Below are 16,517 nucleotides of genomic sequence, written 5' to 3'. Positions count from 1 at the left end.
CGCAAGCGGCGATAACCTGCGAGACGGACATGCCGCGCGCTCGGTCACCGTGTGCGCCCCCCTTGTGACTCACAGCGGACGTCACGTTGCCCTTCGCGGCACGCCCACGCATCCAACGAACCGCGAGATCACTGATAGGGACGGAAGCGCGTGGACCTGTTCGAGTACCAGGCGAGGGACCTCTTCGCCAAGCACGATGTACCGGTGCTGGCCGGTGAAGTCATCGACACGCCTGAGGCGGCGCGCGAGATCACCGAGCGTCTGGGCGGCAAGTCCGTCGTCAAGGCGCAGGTGAAGGTCGGTGGTCGCGGCAAGGCCGGTGGCGTGAAGCTGGCCGCCTCCGCGGACGAGGCCGTCGCCCGGGCGACGGACATCCTCGGCATGGACATCAAGGGCCACACGGTCCACAAGGTGATGCTCGCCGAGACCGCCCCGGAGATCGTCGAGGAGTACTACGTCTCCTTCCTCCTCGACCGTGCCAACCGCACCTTCCTCTCCATCGCCTCCGTCGAGGGCGGCGTGGAGATCGAGGAGGTGGCGGCCACCCGTCCGGAGGCCGTCGCCAAGACCCCGATCGACGCGATCGACGGCGTGACGCCCGAGAAGGCGCGCGAGATCGTGGAGGCCGCGAAGTTCCCGGCCGAGGTCGCCGACAAGGTCGCCGACATCCTGGTCAAGCTGTGGGACACCTTCATCAAGGAGGACGCCCTCCTGGTCGAGGTCAACCCGCTGGCCAAGGTCGTCTCCGGCGACGTCATCGCCCTCGACGGCAAGGTGTCGCTCGACGACAACGCCGAGTTCCGTCACCCGGACTTCGAGGAGCTCCACGACAAGGCCGCCGCCAACCCGCTCGAGGCGGCTGCCAAGGAGAAGAACCTCAACTACGTCAAGCTCGACGGCGAGGTCGGCATCATCGGCAACGGCGCGGGTCTCGTCATGAGCACCCTGGACGTCGTCGCCTACGCCGGTGAGAAGCACGGCAACGTCAAGCCCGCCAACTTCCTGGACATCGGCGGCGGCGCCTCCGCCCAGGTCATGGCGAACGGCCTGGAGATCATCCTCGGCGACCCGGACGTCCGCTCCGTGTTCGTCAACGTCTTCGGCGGCATCACCGCCTGCGACGAGGTCGCCAACGGCATCGTCCAGGCGCTGAAGCTCCTGGAGGACCGCGGCGAGAAGGTCGAGAAGCCGCTCGTCGTCCGCCTCGACGGCAACAACGCCGAGCTGGGCCGCAAGATCCTCACCGACGCCAACCACCCGCTGGTCCAGCGCGTCGACACCATGGACGGCGCGGCCGACAAGGCCGCCGAGCTGGCCCACGCCGCCAAGTAAGCACTCAGGACGAGGACACCAACACACCATGGCTATCTGGCTCAACAAGGACAGCAAGGTCATCGTCCAGGGCATGACCGGTGCCACCGGCATGAAGCACACCAAGCTCATGCTGGGTGACGGCACCAACGTCGTGGGCGGCGTCAACCCGCGCAAGGCGGGTCAGTCCGTGGACTTCGACGGCAACGAGGTACCGGTCTTCGGCACCGTCAAGGAGGCCATCGAGAAGACCGGCGCCGACGTCTCCGTCATCTTCGTGCCGGAGAAGTTCACCAAGGACGCCGTCGTCGAGGCCATCGACGCCGAGATCCCGCTGGCCGTCGTGATCACCGAGGGCATCGCCGTGCACGACTCGGCCGCCTTCTGGTCGTACGCCGGCAAGAAGGGCAACAAGACCCGGATCATCGGCCCGAACTGCCCCGGCATCATCACGCCGGGCCAGTCCAACGTCGGCATCATCCCGGGCGACATCACCAAGCCGGGCCGTATCGGTCTGGTCTCGAAGTCCGGCACGCTGACGTACCAGATGATGTACGAGCTGCGTGACATCGGCTTCTCGACCGCCGTCGGCATCGGTGGCGACCCGATCATCGGCACCACGCACATCGACGCGCTCGCCGCGTTCGAGGCCGACCCCGAGACCGACCTGATCGTCATGATCGGCGAGATCGGTGGCGACGCCGAGGAGCGTGCGGCGGAGTACATCTCGAAGAACGTGACCAAGCCGGTCGTCGGCTACGTCGCGGGCTTCACCGCGCCCGAGGGCAAGACCATGGGCCACGCCGGCGCCATCGTCTCCGGTTCGTCCGGCACCGCCCAGGCGAAGAAGGAGGCCCTGGAGGCCGCCGGCGTCAAGGTCGGCAAGACGCCGACCGAGACGGCGAAGCTCGCCCGGGCCATCCTGGCGGGCTGACGAGGCACCACCGGCTTCCCGGCCGATTCCGTACGCCGAGTGGCCCGCCCCCGATCACGGGGGCGGGCCACTCGGCGTACGGCACGTCACTCCGGCCGGGGCGCCAGTCGCTCCGGTCCGTCCTGCAACTGGTCCCGCAGCTTCTGCCGCAGCTCCAGCTCCTCGTCCGACAGCGCCCCCGGCGCCACCTTGGGCGGTACCCCACGCACCGTCTCCCCCGGGGACACGGGTGGCTCGTAGTGCGTGGGCGCGGTGCGCAGGGTCAGCGCCGTGGTGCCGATCAGGGCGACGGTGAAGGCGATCGCGGCCCGGGTCAGGAACCGTGCCCGGCGTTCGCTGCCCATCCGCACCGTCGGCGGCCTGGCCGCCCGCAGTCGCTCGGTCGACGCCAGCTCCGCCAGCCGCCGGTGCAGTACCTCCGGATCGGCCAGCTCGGGCAGCCGGTCGGCGACGGCCTCGCGGGCGTGCAGCAACCGGTTCGCCGTCGCCGGGGTGCTCGCCTCCGTCTCCGCGGCCGTCTCGGGCAGGCCCAGTCCCACACCGTCGTACAGCAGGAGCGTGCGGCGGTGCGGCGGGGGGAGCCTGAGCAAGGTGTTCAGCAGGGTGCGGTCACCGTGGTCGGCGGGCGGCGGCTCCGGATGCCGGTGGCGCAGGCGGAACCGCTGCCAGGGCGAGAGCGCGTACTCGTACGCCACCGCCCGCACCCAGCCCACCGGGTCGCGGTCGCGGGCCACCTCGGGCCAGTGCTCCCAGGCGACCTGGAAGGCCCGCTCCACCGACTCGCGCGCCAGCTCCCGGCGGCCGGTCAGCAGGAAGGTCTGCCGTACGAGGGCGGGGGCGCCGAACTCGTACAGCGCGTCGAATGCCTGAGCGGGCGTCAAAGCGGTCGGCGCGGGCGTCGGCTCGGGCGTCGGCTCGGGTCGTGGTCCCGGCCCTGACTCCCGTTCAGCCGCCGGTTCCGGTTCTGGTTTTGGTTCCGGTCCGGGTTCCGGTACCGGGCTCGAGCCTTGGTCCGACCGCCGCTCGTCCAGTGGCTTCGCCGGGAGTACGAGGCTGTCGGCGGCCTCCCCGGAGGCATTCGCCGATCCGGCGCCGACGGCCACGACGACGGGTACCGGGGCCGGTTCCGGCGACGCGGTGGGCCCCGGCTTAGCCCGCCGTGCCGTCGCCTCCTCGGCCAGGGTGTTCAGCAGCTTCGTGTACGCCTCCCGTTTCCGGCCGCGCGGGGTCGTGCGGCCGCTCTCCCACGCACGGACCGTCTCGCGGGCGACACCCATCCGCGCCGCCAGCTGAGCCTGCGTCAGAGCGGCGGCCTCACGCAGGCGTCGGCGTGCCTTGGGGGGAGGCAGCGGGGTTGCCGGGCTCCGCGTCACAGGGCGCTCTTTCGTACGAAAAAGTACATAAACATATATTGAGCGACACAGCGGAGCTTCGCCTGTTACGCCGGTAAAGCGCGTGTCGTTGGGAGCATGGCGGGCGTGATCCAGACGACCGCTCGCCGAGCCCCGTTGTCCCTGCTGCGCACCCGCTGGCGCGACCGGTCGCCCGGGCTGGCCGCCGGCCTCCTGGGCGGTGGTGTCGCGGCCGGACTGGGGCTGGCTTCGTGTGCCGCGCTCGTGATGCTGCTGTGGATCAGCTCGCCGTACCCCGACAGCGGGCCCGGCGGCGCACTGCACGTCGCCGCCGCCCTGTGGGTGCTGGCGCACGGGGCCGAACTGGTCCGTGCCGACACGCTCTCCGGCGCTTCCGCACCCGTCGGCGTCACCCCGTTGCTGCTCCTGCTGCTGCCGGTGTGGCTGCTGCACCGGGCGGCCCGGGACGCCACGGACCCGGGGGACGGTGTGGGTGTGGCCGTGGGCGGGGGCGCGAAGGCGGGGGTCGGCGTGCGTCTGGGCGGGGGCGGGATCCTCCCGGACGCCGGACCGCCGCCCGTCTCCGCGCGCAACGCCTGGGCGGGGGTCGTCATCGGCTATCTCGCCGTCGCCACGCCCGTCGTGCTGTACGCGGCGGGCGGTGCGCTGCGGCCCTCCTGGTGGTGGGCGGTGATGTGCCTGCCGCTGGTCGCCATGGGCGCGGCGGGCGCGGGCGTGTGGACGGCGTTCGGCCGTCCGGGCGGGCCGGTGGGACGGGCGCTGCGCGTACTGCCCCGGAACCTGCGGGAGCTGATGGTGGAACCGGACGCGCGTCTGGGCGCCGCGACGCGCGCCGCGGGCGCCGGTGCGGCGGTGCTCGCCGGCGGCGGGGCGCTGCTGCTCGCGGTGTCGCTGGTGTGGCACGGGGCCGCCGCGCGGGAGGCGTTCCTGCAGCTGACCGAGGGGTGGTCGGGGCGGTTCGCCGTGCTGCTGCTCTGTCTGACACTGGTGCCGAACGCGGCGGTGTGGGCGACGGCGTACGCCCTGGGTCCCGGATTCGTGCTCGGCACCGGCCATGTCGTGGACCCCTTCGCTTCCGACCCGGCACCGCTGCTGCCGCCGTTCCCGCTGCTGGCGGCGGTGCCGGACGCGGGTCCGGGCACGCCGCTGCACTGGACGGCCGGGGCGGTGCCGCTGGCGGCGGGGGTGGTGGTGGGGTGGTTCACGGCGCGGGCGGCGACGGGGGCGGACCCGGGCGCGCATGAGGCCGCCGGGGTGTGGTCGTGGCGGCGGACCGTCGCCGCCGCCGTACTGGCCGCGGCGCTGTGCGCGGTCCTCGTCGCCCTGCTGTCCGCGCTGGCGGGCGGGCCGCTCGGGGGCGGTGCCCTCGCCCGGTTCGGGCCGGTGTGGTGGCAGGCCGGGGGCGCCACGCTGGCATGGGTCGCGGTGGTGGCGCTGCCGGTGGTGGTGCTGCTGAGGGCGTGGCGGGGGCGGGGCGCTGCCGCTTCGGCGCAGGTGGCGGAGGGCGGGGAGGTGACTGATGCCGGTGGTGGGCGTCTGCGGGGATGGGTTTCGTTGCCCCCGGTGGGGCGGTGGTGGGGGCGGGGGGACGGTGGCGGTGGCGGTGGCCATGGTGAATCGCCGTACGATCTGCTGCCGGTCGACTCCCCCGGAGAGGGGCCGTCGCGGGTGCCTTGATGGGTGCCGGCACGGCGTCGCCGCCGTGGGAGCGGTGCCGGCACGGCGTCGCCGCCGTGGCTTCTTTCGCCCCCGCCGCCCCTGCCCTTCCTGCCCGTGCCCTTCCTGCCCCCGGGGGCTGCGCCCCCAGACCCCCGCTTCGGCCTGGACGGCCTCGTCCTAGAACGCCGGACGGGCTGAAAGGCCCAGCGCCGGACGGGCTGAAAGGCCCAGCGCCGGACGGGCTGGAAGGCCTCCAGCGCCGGACGGGCTGAAAGGCCCAGCGCCGGACGGGCTGAAATCGCCGCGCCCGGCGTCAGGAAGGTGGCGTCAGCCCTCCGTGCCCAGCAGGTCTTGGAGCTGTTCCGGGAGGTGGGTCTCGCAGTTCTGCTTCGCCACGTTGGTCAGGGCGTCGTTCCGGCAGGTGTAGTAGTCGCTGTAGACCAGCTGTGCGCCGAAGGACGCGGCGACCAGGACGATGGCCAGGGAGGACGTGACCAGGCCGCTGATCGCGGCGGTCCGCTGCGGACGGCGGGTCTGGTCGGCGGGCGGGGCCGGGGTGTCCGGGTCCGAGGCGGCGCGGGGCTTGGCGCGCAGCGCGCTGATGCCCCAGTACAGGGACAGGGCGCCGAGCAGCAGAGCCACGTACGGCCAGGTGAAGAGCGCGAAGAAGAGGGCCCACATGCCGCACAGCAGGGCATAGCGGGCGCGCCGCTGGGCGGGGTCCGTCGGGTCCCAGCGCGGCCCCGTGCCACCGCCCGACCCCTCGGGGCCGGAACCGGAACCGCCGGGCCGTTCGCCGAAGCCGCCGGGGGAGCGGCCGGGCTGCCGGTCGCTCCACTGGCGGCCCCACGGCGAACGTCCGCCGTCACCCCGGGAATCGCCGCCGTCGCCCGACGGGTGCCGCGGCTGCCAGGGGCGGTCCGGCGTGCCCTCGGGGGGCGGTGCGAACGGATTGTCCTTCTCGGTGGCGCCGTCCTGCTCGCCGCCGTCCGCCCGGTCCGAGGGAGTGTCGGGCGGTGAAGAGGGGCGTTCCCGCAGCAACACGGTGCTGCGCTCCCCTGGCTGCGCCGACTGCTGGGAGAGCGTGAGCAGTCGCAGGCTGCGGTCCGGCATCAAGTGAGCGTCTTCCCCTTGGCGACAGTGAACGGGCGATCTGGTGGAACGGGCGTACCGGTCGGCACGACTGGTGAACGTGTGACGCGCAGGTGGCGTTCCCGGGCCGGTTCCACGCAGACGCTACCTCCCGGCCCCGCCCCCGTCCCGAGGGGGCCGTCCGGTGTGCCGGTATCGTTGCTGACGGTCGGCCGCTTCGTAGACTTCCCCGTATCCCGGGGCGCGAAGCATTCGTATGACCGCACAAACCGATGAACGTGCTCAACCGTCGGCCGTACGAAACCGACCGCACAGACCAGCTCCCCCCGAGAAAGGCCCCCACCGTGGCCGCCAAGCCCGTGGCCCAGCGAGCCAAGCGCCTCGTCGTGCTGGTCTCCGGATCCGGCACCAATCTTCAGGCGCTCCTCGACGAGATCGCCGCCACCGGCGTCGAGGCATACGGAGCCGAGATCGTCGCGGTCGGCGCCGACCGCGAGGGCATCGAGGGGCTGGACCGCGCCGAGCGCGCCGGACTGCCGACGTTCGTGCGGAAGGTCAAGGACTACGGGACCCGCGACGCGTGGGACACGGCGCTCGCCGATGCCGTCGCCGCCCATGAGCCGGACCTCGTCGTCTCGGCCGGGTTCATGAAGATCGTGGGCAAGGAGTTCCTGGCCCGCTTCGGGGGGCGGTTCGTCAACACCCACCCCGCCCTCCTCCCCAGTTTCCCGGGGGCCCACGGCGTGCGGGACGCGCTCGCGTACGGCGCCAGGGTCACCGGCTGCACCGTCCACTTCGTCGACGACGGCGTCGACACCGGGCCGATCATCGCGCAGGGCGTGGTGGAGATCCGGGACGAGGACGACGAGAGCGCTCTGCACGAGCGCATCAAGGAAGTCGAGCGAAGGCTGCTCGTCGATGTCGTGGGGCGGCTCGCCCGCAACGGCTATCGCATTGAGGGACGAAAGGTAGTTATCCAGTGACCGCCACCGCCGGAAGCAACAAGCGGGCCATCCGTCGCGCGCTCGTCAGCGTCTACGACAAGACCGGGCTGGAGGAGCTCGCGCGAGGGCTCCACGAGGCGGGCGTCGAACTCGTCTCCACCGGGTCCACGGCCGGCCGCATCTCCGCCGCGGGTGTCCCCGTCACCAAGGTCGAGGAGCTGACCGGCTTCCCCGAGTGCCTGGACGGCCGCGTCAAGACCCTGCACCCCAAGGTGCACGCCGGCATCCTCGCCGACCTGCGTCTGGACAGCCACCGGCAGCAGCTCGGCGAGCTGGGTGTGGAGCCGTTCGACCTGGTCGTGGTCAACCTCTACCCGTTCCGCGAGACCGTCGCCTCGGGCGCCACCGCCGACGAGTGCGTCGAGCAGATCGACATCGGCGGCCCCTCGATGGTCCGCGCCGCAGCCAAGAACCACCCCTCGGTCGCGGTCGTCACCAGCCCCGCCCGCTACGCCGACGTGCTCTCCGCGGTGCAGGACGGCGGCTTCGACCTCGCCGCCCGCAAGCGCCTGGCCGCCGAGGCCTTCCAGCACACCGCCGCGTACGACGTGGCCGTCGCCTCCTGGTTCGCCTCCGAGTACGCCCCCGTGGACGAGTCGCGGTTCCCCGACTTCCTTGGCGCCACGTACGACCGCGCGCACACCCTGCGCTACGGCGAGAACCCGCACCAGCCCGCCGCCCTCTACACCTCCCCCGAGGGTGGCGGCCTCGCCGAGGCCGAGCAGCTGCACGGCAAGGAGATGTCGTACAACAACTACACGGACACGGACGCCGCCCGCCGTGCCGCGTACGACCACGCCGAGCCCTGCGTCGCGATCATCAAGCACGCCAACCCGTGCGGCATCGCCGTCGGCGCGGACGTCGCCGAGGCGCACCGCAAGGCGCACGCCTGCGACCCGCTGTCCGCGTTCGGCGGCGTGATCGCGGTCAACCGCCCGGTGTCCAAGGAGATGGCCGAGCAGGTCGCCGAGATCTTCACCGAGGTCATCGTCGCGCCCGACTACGAGGACGGCGCCCTCGAGGCCCTCGCCAGGAAGAAGAACATCCGCGTGCTGCGCGCCCCCGCGGCCCCCGCGGCCCCGGTCGAGGTCAGGCCCATCGACGGCGGCGCCCTCCTCCAGGTCACCGACCGCCTCCAGGCCGACGGCGACGACCCCGCCACCTGGACCCTGGCCACCGGCGAGGCCCTCTCCCCGTCCGACCTGGCCGACCTCGCCTTCGCCTGGAAGGCGTGCCGGGCCGTCAAGTCCAACGCGATCCTCCTCGCCAAGGACGGCGCCTCCGTCGGCGTGGGTATGGGCCAGGTCAACCGCGTCGACTCCGCGAAGCTGGCGGTGGAGCGGGCCGGCGCCGAGCGCGCGCAGGGCGCGTACGCCGCCTCCGACGCCTTCTTCCCCTTCCCGGACGGCCTGGAGATCCTCACCGCGGCCGGCGTGAAGGCCGTGGTCCAGCCCGGCGGTTCGGTCCGCGACGAACTGGTCGTCGAGGCGGCGGAGAAGGCCGGCGTGACGATGTACTTCACGGGGACGCGGCACTTCTTCCACTGAGGCGTACGACGCCCGGTGAGCCGGACGACGACGGGGCCCGCCGGTACCGCCCGGCGGGCCCCGTCGTCTCCTGCCCCGGCCCAGGGCGGCGTCCTCGGCCGGCCGGCACGCCGGCGCACTGCGGGACGCGGGTCTCGTCACCGGCGTCCGGCACGGTGCGACCGTACTGCACACCCGCACACCGGCGGAGGCGTCCGTGCTGCGGGCGGCCGTGACGCGGTCCGGCAGCGACAGCAGGCACCCGGCACGGCATGAGGCGGCCCCGGCCCTCTCCATGGAGGAGGCCGGGGCCGCCGGTCAGGCACGCTCCCGCGCGCGGATCAGCGGATCAGCAGGGGCGCAGCGACCAGATCGGGTCCCAGGTGGCCGTGCCCGCCTGGTAGGCCGTCGAGGTCCAGCGGACGCTGCCGTCCTTGTTGAAGAACTTGGCGACCGTGCCGCGCGTCTGGTTGTTGGTGAAGGGGCCGTCGCCGGTCCAGTTGGTGACGTTCCACGTCTGGCACTTGTAGAAGTCGAACTTGGTGCCCTTGACGATCATGCACAGGTGGCCGTAGTCGCAGGCCAGGTCCTGGGCGCCCTTGGTCCTGGGCGCCTCGGTGACGGTCAGCCCCTCGTACTGGACCGCGTCGGCGGACACGCGCAGGGGCGTCGGCTTGCCGGCCAGTACCTCGTCGGCGGCCTGCTGGAGTGCGGTCACCCGGGTGCCGGCCGGGTCGGCGGCGGCCGTGGCCGCGACCGTGGAGCCGGCGACCAGGGCCGATGCCGCGACGAGCAGCGCGGCGGGCTTGATGATGTTCACTGTTGTTCCCCCATGAACGTCGGTGTCGAACCGCCGGAGCGGTGTGCTCACACCGTGCCCGGGGCGGCCGCCGCGCGGTACCTCGCAACTCTCAGGGTCACTTCCTCCCCGGCGGCGTGTACTCCTTGAGGTGGTGAGCGACGCGGGCGGCGTAGTCGCGGTACTTCGGGGGAACCCCGCCCGCGTCGTTCACCTTGTCGTACGACGTCCGGTAGGCCACGGCGATCAGCACCCGGCGGTCGCCCGGGAGGCCGGCGTCGAGGCGCGGGGTGATCCAGCACAGGTAGCGGCCCATCGCCGGGATGGACTCGGCGGGTGGGAAGGGGGGTTCGGGGACCTCCTCGCCGGGGGTTCCGTCCTCGTTCATCCACCAGCGCAGGACGCTCGGGGTCCAGCGGGCGATTCCGTACTCGTTCCTCGCGGGGTCGGCGAGGGCCGGGTCGAAGTCGCTCTCCACCTTCAGCATGGCCGCGATCAGGGGCGGGCCGACCTCCTCGCGGTCGCAGTCGTGCGCCGTCTCGACGATCAGCAGGCGGTAGGCGGCCGGTACGTCCCGGTCGGTGCGCAGTTCACCGGCGCCGTAGGAGGCGGCGGAGACGGTCGCGGTGCCGCCGGGACCCCGGCCGCCGGGTGTGGAGCCGGGGCCGTCGTCGCCTGCGCGGGTGCTGATGCCGTAGCCGAGCGCGGCGACGGCCACGGTGGCGGCCGCCGCGGCGAGGGCCGTGCGCCGGGGGCCCGCGCGGCGCGGCAGGACGGACCGGCCGCCCGTACCTCCCGCGACCGCCGCCACCTGCCGCAACAGGGCGTCCGTGCCGATGCGTTCGGCGTGCGTACGGGTCAGGCACGCGCGCACGATCTCCCGCCACACCTCGGGCAGCGCGGGCGACAGACGCAGCTCCTCGGTGCCGCGCGCGTAGGCGGCCCCGGCGTCGCGGCGGGCCGCCGGGGTGCCGCCGGGCAGCGGGAAGGACCCGGTGAGGACGAGGTGGGCGAGGACACCGAAGGCCCACACGTCGGCGGAGGGGCGGATCCGCCGGCCGCGTTCGCCGATCTCGGACCAGAGCAGTTCGGGCGGGGTGTAGTCGGGGGTGGAGAAGGCGGGGGTGTAGGCGTGGGTGCCTTCCAGTTCGGCGGCCATGTTGAAGTCGGCGAGCCGGGCCGAACCGTCCCTCATCAGCAGCACGTTGGCCGGTTTCAGGTCTCCGTGCACCCACCCGGCGTGATGCAGCTGGGCCAGGCCCTCGCACACCTGGGCGACCAGCGCGGGCCCGGCGGCCGGTCGGGGCGACGCGGACAGCAGGGCGGACAGGGACCCCTCCGCCTTCTCCAGTACGAGGACGGTGGCGCCGTCGAGCGCGGGGCGGGCCGGGTCGTCGACGACGAGGGTCTCGTACATCCGCACCAGCCGGGGCCGTCGCAGCCGACGGTGCAACTCGACCTCGCGCTCGACGAGTTCGCGCAGGTGGGTCAGCTGGCGCGGGGTGCCCGTGCCGGTGGGCAGGAACTTCAGGGCGGCCGTGCGCGGCAGACCGGGGTCGCCGTCACCGACCCGGCGGGCCTCGTACACGCTGCCGAAGGCGCCCGTCGCGATCGGCGCCCGCACCTCCCAGACGCCGACCCGGTAACCCTTCGGCACGGGGACGGCGTACGGCTCGGTCACCGGGGCACCCGGCGCGGCGGTGCCGCGAGGACCACGAGGTCGTCCTCCCGTACGAGGTCGAAGCGGAGCGCCATGGACACCAGGGACTCCTTCTTGCCGTTGAGCCGCGCGCCCGCCTCCGCCGTCTCCGGGCCCGGCTTCAGCCGCAGCTTCACCGCCAGGTAGTCGATGTTCCACTGGACGGACGTGCGCGACGCGGCCGGCCAGCCCGGCCGCAGCCGCTCGACGACCTGCTCGACGGTCGGCAGCGGCGCGTGCGGTGCCCCGCGCAGCCGCGGTTCGCACAGGGCCGCCAGGACCGCGAAGTACCGTTTGGTGCGGTCGACGGAGAAGGCCGGGGCGGTCGGCTCGCCGTCGGTGCCGTCCTCGGCACGCAGATAGTCGTGGCGCGGTGCCCACACGTCGACCGGCAGCAGGTCGCCCGCGGCGGGCAGCACGATCCGCGAGAACTCGAACGGCACCGGGGCGTCCAGCCGGCCCGGCGCCACCTTGATGTGCTCGCCGGCGCCCTCCGGGTTCTCCACCACGTAGGTCTGGTGGGCGGACAGGTTGCTCAGGGCCCAGAAGGTGCCGTGGGCGGTGATCTCACCGGCTCTGCGGGACACTCCGTCGTGCCCGATCAGCAGTCCGCCCTCGGGCACGGACCGCCCGAAGACGAGCCGTTCGCCGGGTGCGAGCCGGAACTGGGTGCGGGTGTGTTCGTCCTCCGTGGTCGGCGGAGGTACCACGATGATGCTGTACAAGGTGCGTCTCCCCGTGCCTGACGGCTACCACGTCAGACTATGGCGACGCACCGGGGCCGTGTCTCCCCTCGTACGGGTGAGACACGGCCCCATGGCTTGATTGGCGCGAAGTGTGCCGTGGCGGGCGCCGGTTCAGTACTGCGGGCGGTTGAACCAGTAACTGCCCTTCTTGTTGGCGCAGAAGACGATGATCAGGATGCCGAGGACCAGGCTGATCAGGGCGAAGATGTTGGCACCCACCAGGTTGATCACGCTGACCAGCGTCACGACCGAGCCGTAGACGATCGCGGAGACCCGCGGACCGCCCCGGCCGGTGGCGAACTTGACTCCTGTGAATATCGCCCAGAACGCGAACGCCAGGAAGATCACGCCTACGCCGATCATGAGGCCCGCGCCGATGCTCGTGACGGTGTCCGCGTCCTGCGCCGAGATGCTGGGGTCGGAGTTGACCTCGTCCTCGATGTAGTCGGCGAACCAGGAGCTGGCCGCGATCATCAGCACGCCACCGATGACCTGGCAGGCGCCCAGCACGAACAGCATCACACGCGCGGCCTTCACCGTGCCGGGCATGACCGCGGGGGCGGGGGCGTACCCGCCGCCGTAGGGCTGGACCGGCGGGGCGGCGGGGTAGCCGTAGCCGGGCTGGCCCTGGGGCTGCTGCTCTGGGTAGCCGTAGTTCGGCTGCTGGCCGTGCTGCTGGCCCTGCTGCTGGCCCTGCGGCGGACCGTAGGGGTTGTTCGGGTCGCCGAAACTCATGCGGGACTTCCTCCGTAGCTGTCACGTGCGGGGACGACGCGTGGCTCGATGCGGAGGAGTTACTTCGTGGCGGTTCGTCCCCCCGGTACGGCCCCGCGGCACTGTGCTTCTGCCCATCGTTCTTGACCTGTCTCTTACTTGTCCAGCCCGGCCGCGAGGTGTTGTGCAAGTGCAACAGCGTCGATCGCGATCCGCCGGGATGGGACACGCCCCGGGACGCCCGGCCGGCGCTCCGGTCGAGGCCCCGGGCGGCGCCCGGTGAGCGCTTCGCCGGTGCCCGGATGTCGGCCGGATTGGAACCGGGGGCCGGTCATCCGCGAGGATGGGGGCATGACCGCCCAGATTCTCGATGGCAAGGCCACCGCAGCCGCGATCAAGTCCGAACTGACCGCCCGCGTGGCGGCGCTGAAGGAGAGGGGCATCACACCCGGCCTCGGCACCGTCCTGGTCGGCGACGACCCCGGCAGCCAGAAGTACGTCGCCGGCAAGCACCGCGACTGCGCGCAGGTCGGCATCGCCTCCATCCAGCGCGAACTGCCGGGTACGGCGACGCAGGAGGAGATCGAGGCGGTCGTCCGCGAGCTGAACGAGGACCCCACCTGCACCGGCTACATCGTCCAGCTGCCCCTGCCGAAGGGCATCGACGAGAACCGCATCCTGGAACTGATGGACCCGGAGAAGGACGCGGACGGCCTGCACCCGATGAACCTCGGGCGTCTCGTCCTGAACGAGCCGGCCCCCCTGCCCTGCACCCCGAACGGCATCCTCACCCTCCTGCGCCGCCACGGCGTGGAGATCAAGGGCGCCGAGGTCGTGGTCGTCGGCCGCGGTGTCACGATCGGCCGCCCGATGCCGCTGCTGCTCACCCGGCGCAGCGAGAACGCCACCGTGACCCAGTGCCACACCGGCACCCGGGACCTGGCCGCCCACCTCAAGCGCGCGGACATCGTCGTCGCCGCGGCCGGCTCCCCGCACCTGGTCCGCCCCGAGGACGTCAAGCCGGGCGCGGCCGTCCTCGACGTGGGCGTCTCGCGCAACGCCGAGGGCAAGATCATGGGCGACGTCCACCCCGGCGTGGCCGAGGTCGCCGCCTGGATCTCCCCGAACCCCGGCGGCGTCGGCCCCATGACCAGGGCCCAGCTGCTCGTCAACGTGGTGGAGGCGGCGGAGCGCAGTGCCGGCTGACGACACCGACGCCGAGCGCCCGGAGCGCGCGGGGGACTCGGAGCACCGGAAGCAAGTGGAGCACGCGGGGGACTCGGAGCACCGGAAGCAAGTGGAGCACGCGGAGCACCGGGAGCACGCGGAGCGCCCGGAGGACATCACCGTCCGGGACCCCGTCAGCGCGCCCGACGCCGAGGGCAGGCCGCGGCGGATCACCCGCCGGTTCCCGCTCTTCACCCGCGACACCGCGCGCCCCGAGGGCGGCGGCCGGGCCGCGGCCGGCGACGCCCCGGCGCCCGCCCGGCAGTGGCCGATCCTCCTCGTGGTCGGCCTGGTGGGCCTCGGCCTGCTGCTGACCGCGCTGGACGTGTTCCGCTACGGAACCCTGCTGATCGGCACCGCCCTGCTGATCGGCGCGGCGCTGCGCTGGGTGCTGCCCGATGTCGGCATGCTCGCCGTGCGCTCCCGCTTCACGGACATCACCACCTACGGCGTCCTCGGCCTCTCCATCGTCCTGCTGGCGATGATGGCCCAGCCGAAACCGTGGCTGGAGATCCCTTTCCTGAAGGACACCCTGCACTTCACGGTGAGTTAGCGAACGGCCCGTCCTCCACCCCCGTGGGAGGACGGGCCGTCCGCCGGGACCAACCCTCCTGCACGGCGAACGCCCTGTTCAACGCCTGTCGGGGCGCTGTGGCACGGAAGTGACCGTTCCGCTACTCCGCTACGCGAGCCGTGAAAAACGGGGTTCGGTTCCGGGCAGGGGAACGCCGGTGGGACACTGGACCACGGGTCGGTGGACGTGCGACGGTGCATGTTCGCGACCCCTGTGCTCCTGTGCGCCCCCACCCCGGGAACTGAGATCCTGACCGGGCGCATCCCTGTGGGTAGCCAGAACGGGGACTCCGCGCGGGACGCCGCGCGCGAGGACCGAACGGGGAACGAACAGCACGTCACCGGGGGGAAGAGGGGGAAGCAATGCCTCGTTGGAAGGCCTTGCCGGATGAACTCGATCCGCAGATCGAAGAGTTCACGAGTCAGTTGCGCCGACTCGTGGACCGCAGTGAGCTGAGCATCGCCTCGGTGGCCGACGCCACGGGCTACAGCAAGACGTCCTGGGAGCGCTATCTGAACGGCCGGCTGCTGGCGCCGAAGGGCGCCGTCGTGGCCCTCGCCGAGGTGACGCGGACCAATCCGGTCCACCTGACCACCATGTGGGAGCTGGCCGAGCGGGCCTGGAGCCGCTCGGAGATGCGCCATGACATGACCATGGAGGCCATTCGGATCTCCCAGGCGCGCGCCGCGCTCGGCGAGCTGGGCACGCCCGCGGCCAAGTCGGGCAACGGCGGCCGGAACGGCAAGGGGAGCCGGACCGGCCGGCACGGCGGCGGCGCCACGGCCACGCCCGGTATCGCCGGGCCGGCCGGTGTGGCGCCCACGTTTCCGCCGACGGTTCCCGCGCAGCCGACGGCCGCCGACAGCCCCGACTCGGCCGTCGGTACGGTCCGGGGCGGCGGTGCGCCGGGCGCTCCCTCCGTCCCGTCGTCCGGCGGCGCGTCCGACGGCAACTCGTGGGGCATGGCCGGATACCGGGGACCGGCGCCGACCGGTGACCGTACGGCGTGGTCCGGGACCCGGGCCGACTCGGGGGAAGCCGCGCGGGGTCCGGCGGCGCCGGCCGCCGCCGCACCGAGCGGCCACGGCCCCTCGGCCTCCACGACGCCCTCGGGCTCGTACGGCGAACCCCCGCACGGCGGCTCCCGTCCGCGGACCCGGCCCTCCGGGGGCGGCAGCAAGCGGATGACGACGTTCGTCGCGGGCGTCGTCGGCGTGCTCGTCGTGATCGCGGGCGCCTTCTTCCTTCTGAACGACGGTGATGAGAAGAAGAACGAGGGCGCGAAGCCGTCCCCGTCGCCCACCGTCAGCTCCGACCCCGAGCTGCCGCCCGGCGTGGAGTGCAGCGGCGACGCCTGCACCGGCAAGGACCCGGAGATCATGGGCTGCGGCGGCGACCTGGTGACCACCGCCGCGACCGCCACCGTCGGCACGGCAGCCGTCGAGGTCCGCTACAGCAAGATCTGCGGCGCGGCGTGGGCCCGTGTCACCCAGGCCGCCCAGGGCGACGAGGTGCAGGTGAGCGCGGACGGCGCGAGCCCGCAGACGGGCTCGGTCGCCGGGGCCGCCGACACCGTCGCGTACACCCCGATGGTGGCGGTGAAGTCCGCGTCCGACGCCAAGGCGTGCGTGACGCTGACGGCGGGCCAGAAGGGCTGCACGAAGTAGCCGCGGGGCCGTGCGGGGCCGTACGGAGCCGGGCCGCGATGCCGGTGGGGAACGGGCCTCGGCAGCACCGGGAGAAAAGTCGCCCGCGGCAGGCATGGCCCGCGGAGTCAGGGGCACGCGAGAAGTACCCCCACGGGAGTCCGGCAACGGTATCCCCGAACGGCGGTCGCCTTCGTCCCCCTCTCCCGGACA

General features: G+C 72.8%; 14 protein-coding genes. 8 read left to right on the top strand and 6 right to left on the bottom strand.

Annotated elements, in window-relative coordinates:
- Positions 1-150 precede the first annotated feature (150 nt).
- Both sucC and sucD read left to right on the top strand, forming a co-directional pair.
- Positions 151-1,332 (top strand): ADP-forming succinate--CoA ligase subunit beta, encoded by a 1,182-nt coding sequence (sucC, locus tag ACIQ1J_RS25735; protein WP_210957851.1) that lies wholly within the window; start codon positions 151-153, stop codon positions 1,330-1,332.
- A 28-nt stretch (positions 1,333-1,360) separates the two neighbouring features.
- Entirely contained in the window at positions 1,361-2,245 is an 885-nt protein-coding gene (gene sucD / locus ACIQ1J_RS25730) for a succinate--CoA ligase subunit alpha (RefSeq protein WP_210957850.1), read from the top strand.
- Positions 2,246-2,331: 86 nt separating this feature from the next.
- Here the strand turns inward: sucD and ACIQ1J_RS25725 are convergent, their stop codons facing one another.
- Complete coding sequence (locus tag ACIQ1J_RS25725; RefSeq protein ID WP_403560411.1) at positions 2,332-3,618, bottom strand: helix-turn-helix domain-containing protein; 1,287 nt, start codon at positions 3,616-3,618, stop codon at positions 2,332-2,334.
- A 96-nt stretch (positions 3,619-3,714) separates the two neighbouring features.
- On the opposite strand from ACIQ1J_RS25725, the gene ACIQ1J_RS25720 reads away from it, so the two are divergent.
- On the top strand, positions 3,715-5,295 hold the full coding sequence (locus tag ACIQ1J_RS25720) for a DUF6350 family protein (RefSeq protein WP_403560409.1): 1,581 nt from the start codon (positions 3,715-3,717) through the stop codon (positions 5,293-5,295).
- A gap of 309 nt (positions 5,296-5,604) precedes the next feature.
- Here the strand turns inward: ACIQ1J_RS25720 and ACIQ1J_RS25715 are convergent, their stop codons facing one another.
- Positions 5,605-6,390, bottom strand: a complete 786-nt coding sequence (locus ACIQ1J_RS25715) for a hypothetical protein (protein WP_403560407.1) — start codon at positions 6,388-6,390, stop codon at positions 5,605-5,607.
- 323 nt (positions 6,391-6,713) lie between these two features.
- On the opposite strand from ACIQ1J_RS25715, the gene purN reads away from it, so the two are divergent.
- Positions 6,714-7,352 (top strand): phosphoribosylglycinamide formyltransferase, encoded by a 639-nt coding sequence (gene purN, locus ACIQ1J_RS25710; RefSeq protein ID WP_403560405.1) that lies wholly within the window; start codon positions 6,714-6,716, stop codon positions 7,350-7,352.
- On the top strand, positions 7,349-8,920 hold the full coding sequence (purH, locus tag ACIQ1J_RS25705) for a bifunctional phosphoribosylaminoimidazolecarboxamide formyltransferase/IMP cyclohydrolase (RefSeq protein ID WP_210957845.1): 1,572 nt from the start codon (positions 7,349-7,351) through the stop codon (positions 8,918-8,920). Before purN ends, purH begins: the two co-directional genes overlap by 4 nt.
- A gap of 328 nt (positions 8,921-9,248) precedes the next feature.
- Here the strand turns inward: purH and ACIQ1J_RS25700 are convergent, their stop codons facing one another.
- The 4 genes from ACIQ1J_RS25700 to ACIQ1J_RS25685 form a co-directional block, all read right to left on the bottom strand.
- Positions 9,249-9,719 carry a hypothetical protein gene (locus tag ACIQ1J_RS25700; RefSeq protein ID WP_403560403.1) on the bottom strand — a complete coding sequence of 157 codons (471 nt, stop codon included), beginning with the start codon at positions 9,717-9,719 and terminating at the stop codon, positions 9,249-9,251.
- Between the two features lie 97 nt (positions 9,720-9,816).
- Positions 9,817-11,379 carry a protein kinase gene (locus ACIQ1J_RS25695; RefSeq protein WP_403560401.1) on the bottom strand — a complete coding sequence of 521 codons (1,563 nt, stop codon included), beginning with the start codon at positions 11,377-11,379 and terminating at the stop codon, positions 9,817-9,819.
- Positions 11,376-12,122 carry an FHA domain-containing protein gene (locus ACIQ1J_RS25690; protein ID WP_210957842.1) on the bottom strand — a complete coding sequence of 249 codons (747 nt, stop codon included), beginning with the start codon at positions 12,120-12,122 and terminating at the stop codon, positions 11,376-11,378. The genes ACIQ1J_RS25695 and ACIQ1J_RS25690 overlap by 4 nt, the downstream gene beginning before the upstream one ends.
- A 132-nt stretch (positions 12,123-12,254) precedes the next feature.
- Positions 12,255-12,878 carry a hypothetical protein gene (locus ACIQ1J_RS25685; protein ID WP_403560398.1) on the bottom strand — a complete coding sequence of 208 codons (624 nt, stop codon included), beginning with the start codon at positions 12,876-12,878 and terminating at the stop codon, positions 12,255-12,257.
- A 330-nt stretch (positions 12,879-13,208) separates the two neighbouring features.
- Here ACIQ1J_RS25685 and ACIQ1J_RS25680 point away from each other — a divergent pair, with 330 nt between their 5' ends.
- The 3 genes from ACIQ1J_RS25680 (at position 13,209) to ACIQ1J_RS25670 (ending at position 16,325) form a co-directional block, all read left to right on the top strand.
- Positions 13,209-14,063: a bifunctional methylenetetrahydrofolate dehydrogenase/methenyltetrahydrofolate cyclohydrolase gene (locus ACIQ1J_RS25680; RefSeq protein WP_403560396.1), complete on the top strand. Its 855-nt coding sequence runs from the start codon at positions 13,209-13,211 to the stop codon at positions 14,061-14,063.
- A 91-nt stretch (positions 14,064-14,154) separates the two neighbouring features.
- Positions 14,155-14,637 (top strand): DUF3017 domain-containing protein, encoded by a 483-nt coding sequence (locus tag ACIQ1J_RS25675; RefSeq protein WP_403560668.1) that lies wholly within the window; start codon positions 14,155-14,157, stop codon positions 14,635-14,637.
- 383 nt (positions 14,638-15,020) lie between these two features.
- The gene (locus ACIQ1J_RS25670) at positions 15,021-16,325 is read left to right on the top strand and encodes a DUF2690 domain-containing protein (RefSeq protein WP_403560394.1); all 1,305 of its coding nucleotides are present in this window, start codon (positions 15,021-15,023) and stop codon (positions 16,323-16,325) included.
- The last annotated feature ends 192 nt before the right edge of the window (positions 16,326-16,517 follow it).

Origin of the sequence: Streptomyces sp. NPDC097107 (genome assembly GCF_044762405.1) — a bacterium.
GTDB lineage: Bacteria > Actinomycetota > Actinomycetes > Streptomycetales > Streptomycetaceae > Streptomyces > Streptomyces thinghirensis.
Note: the sequence above shows the minus strand (reverse complement) of the source record. Positions and strands in the feature narration are given on the sequence as shown.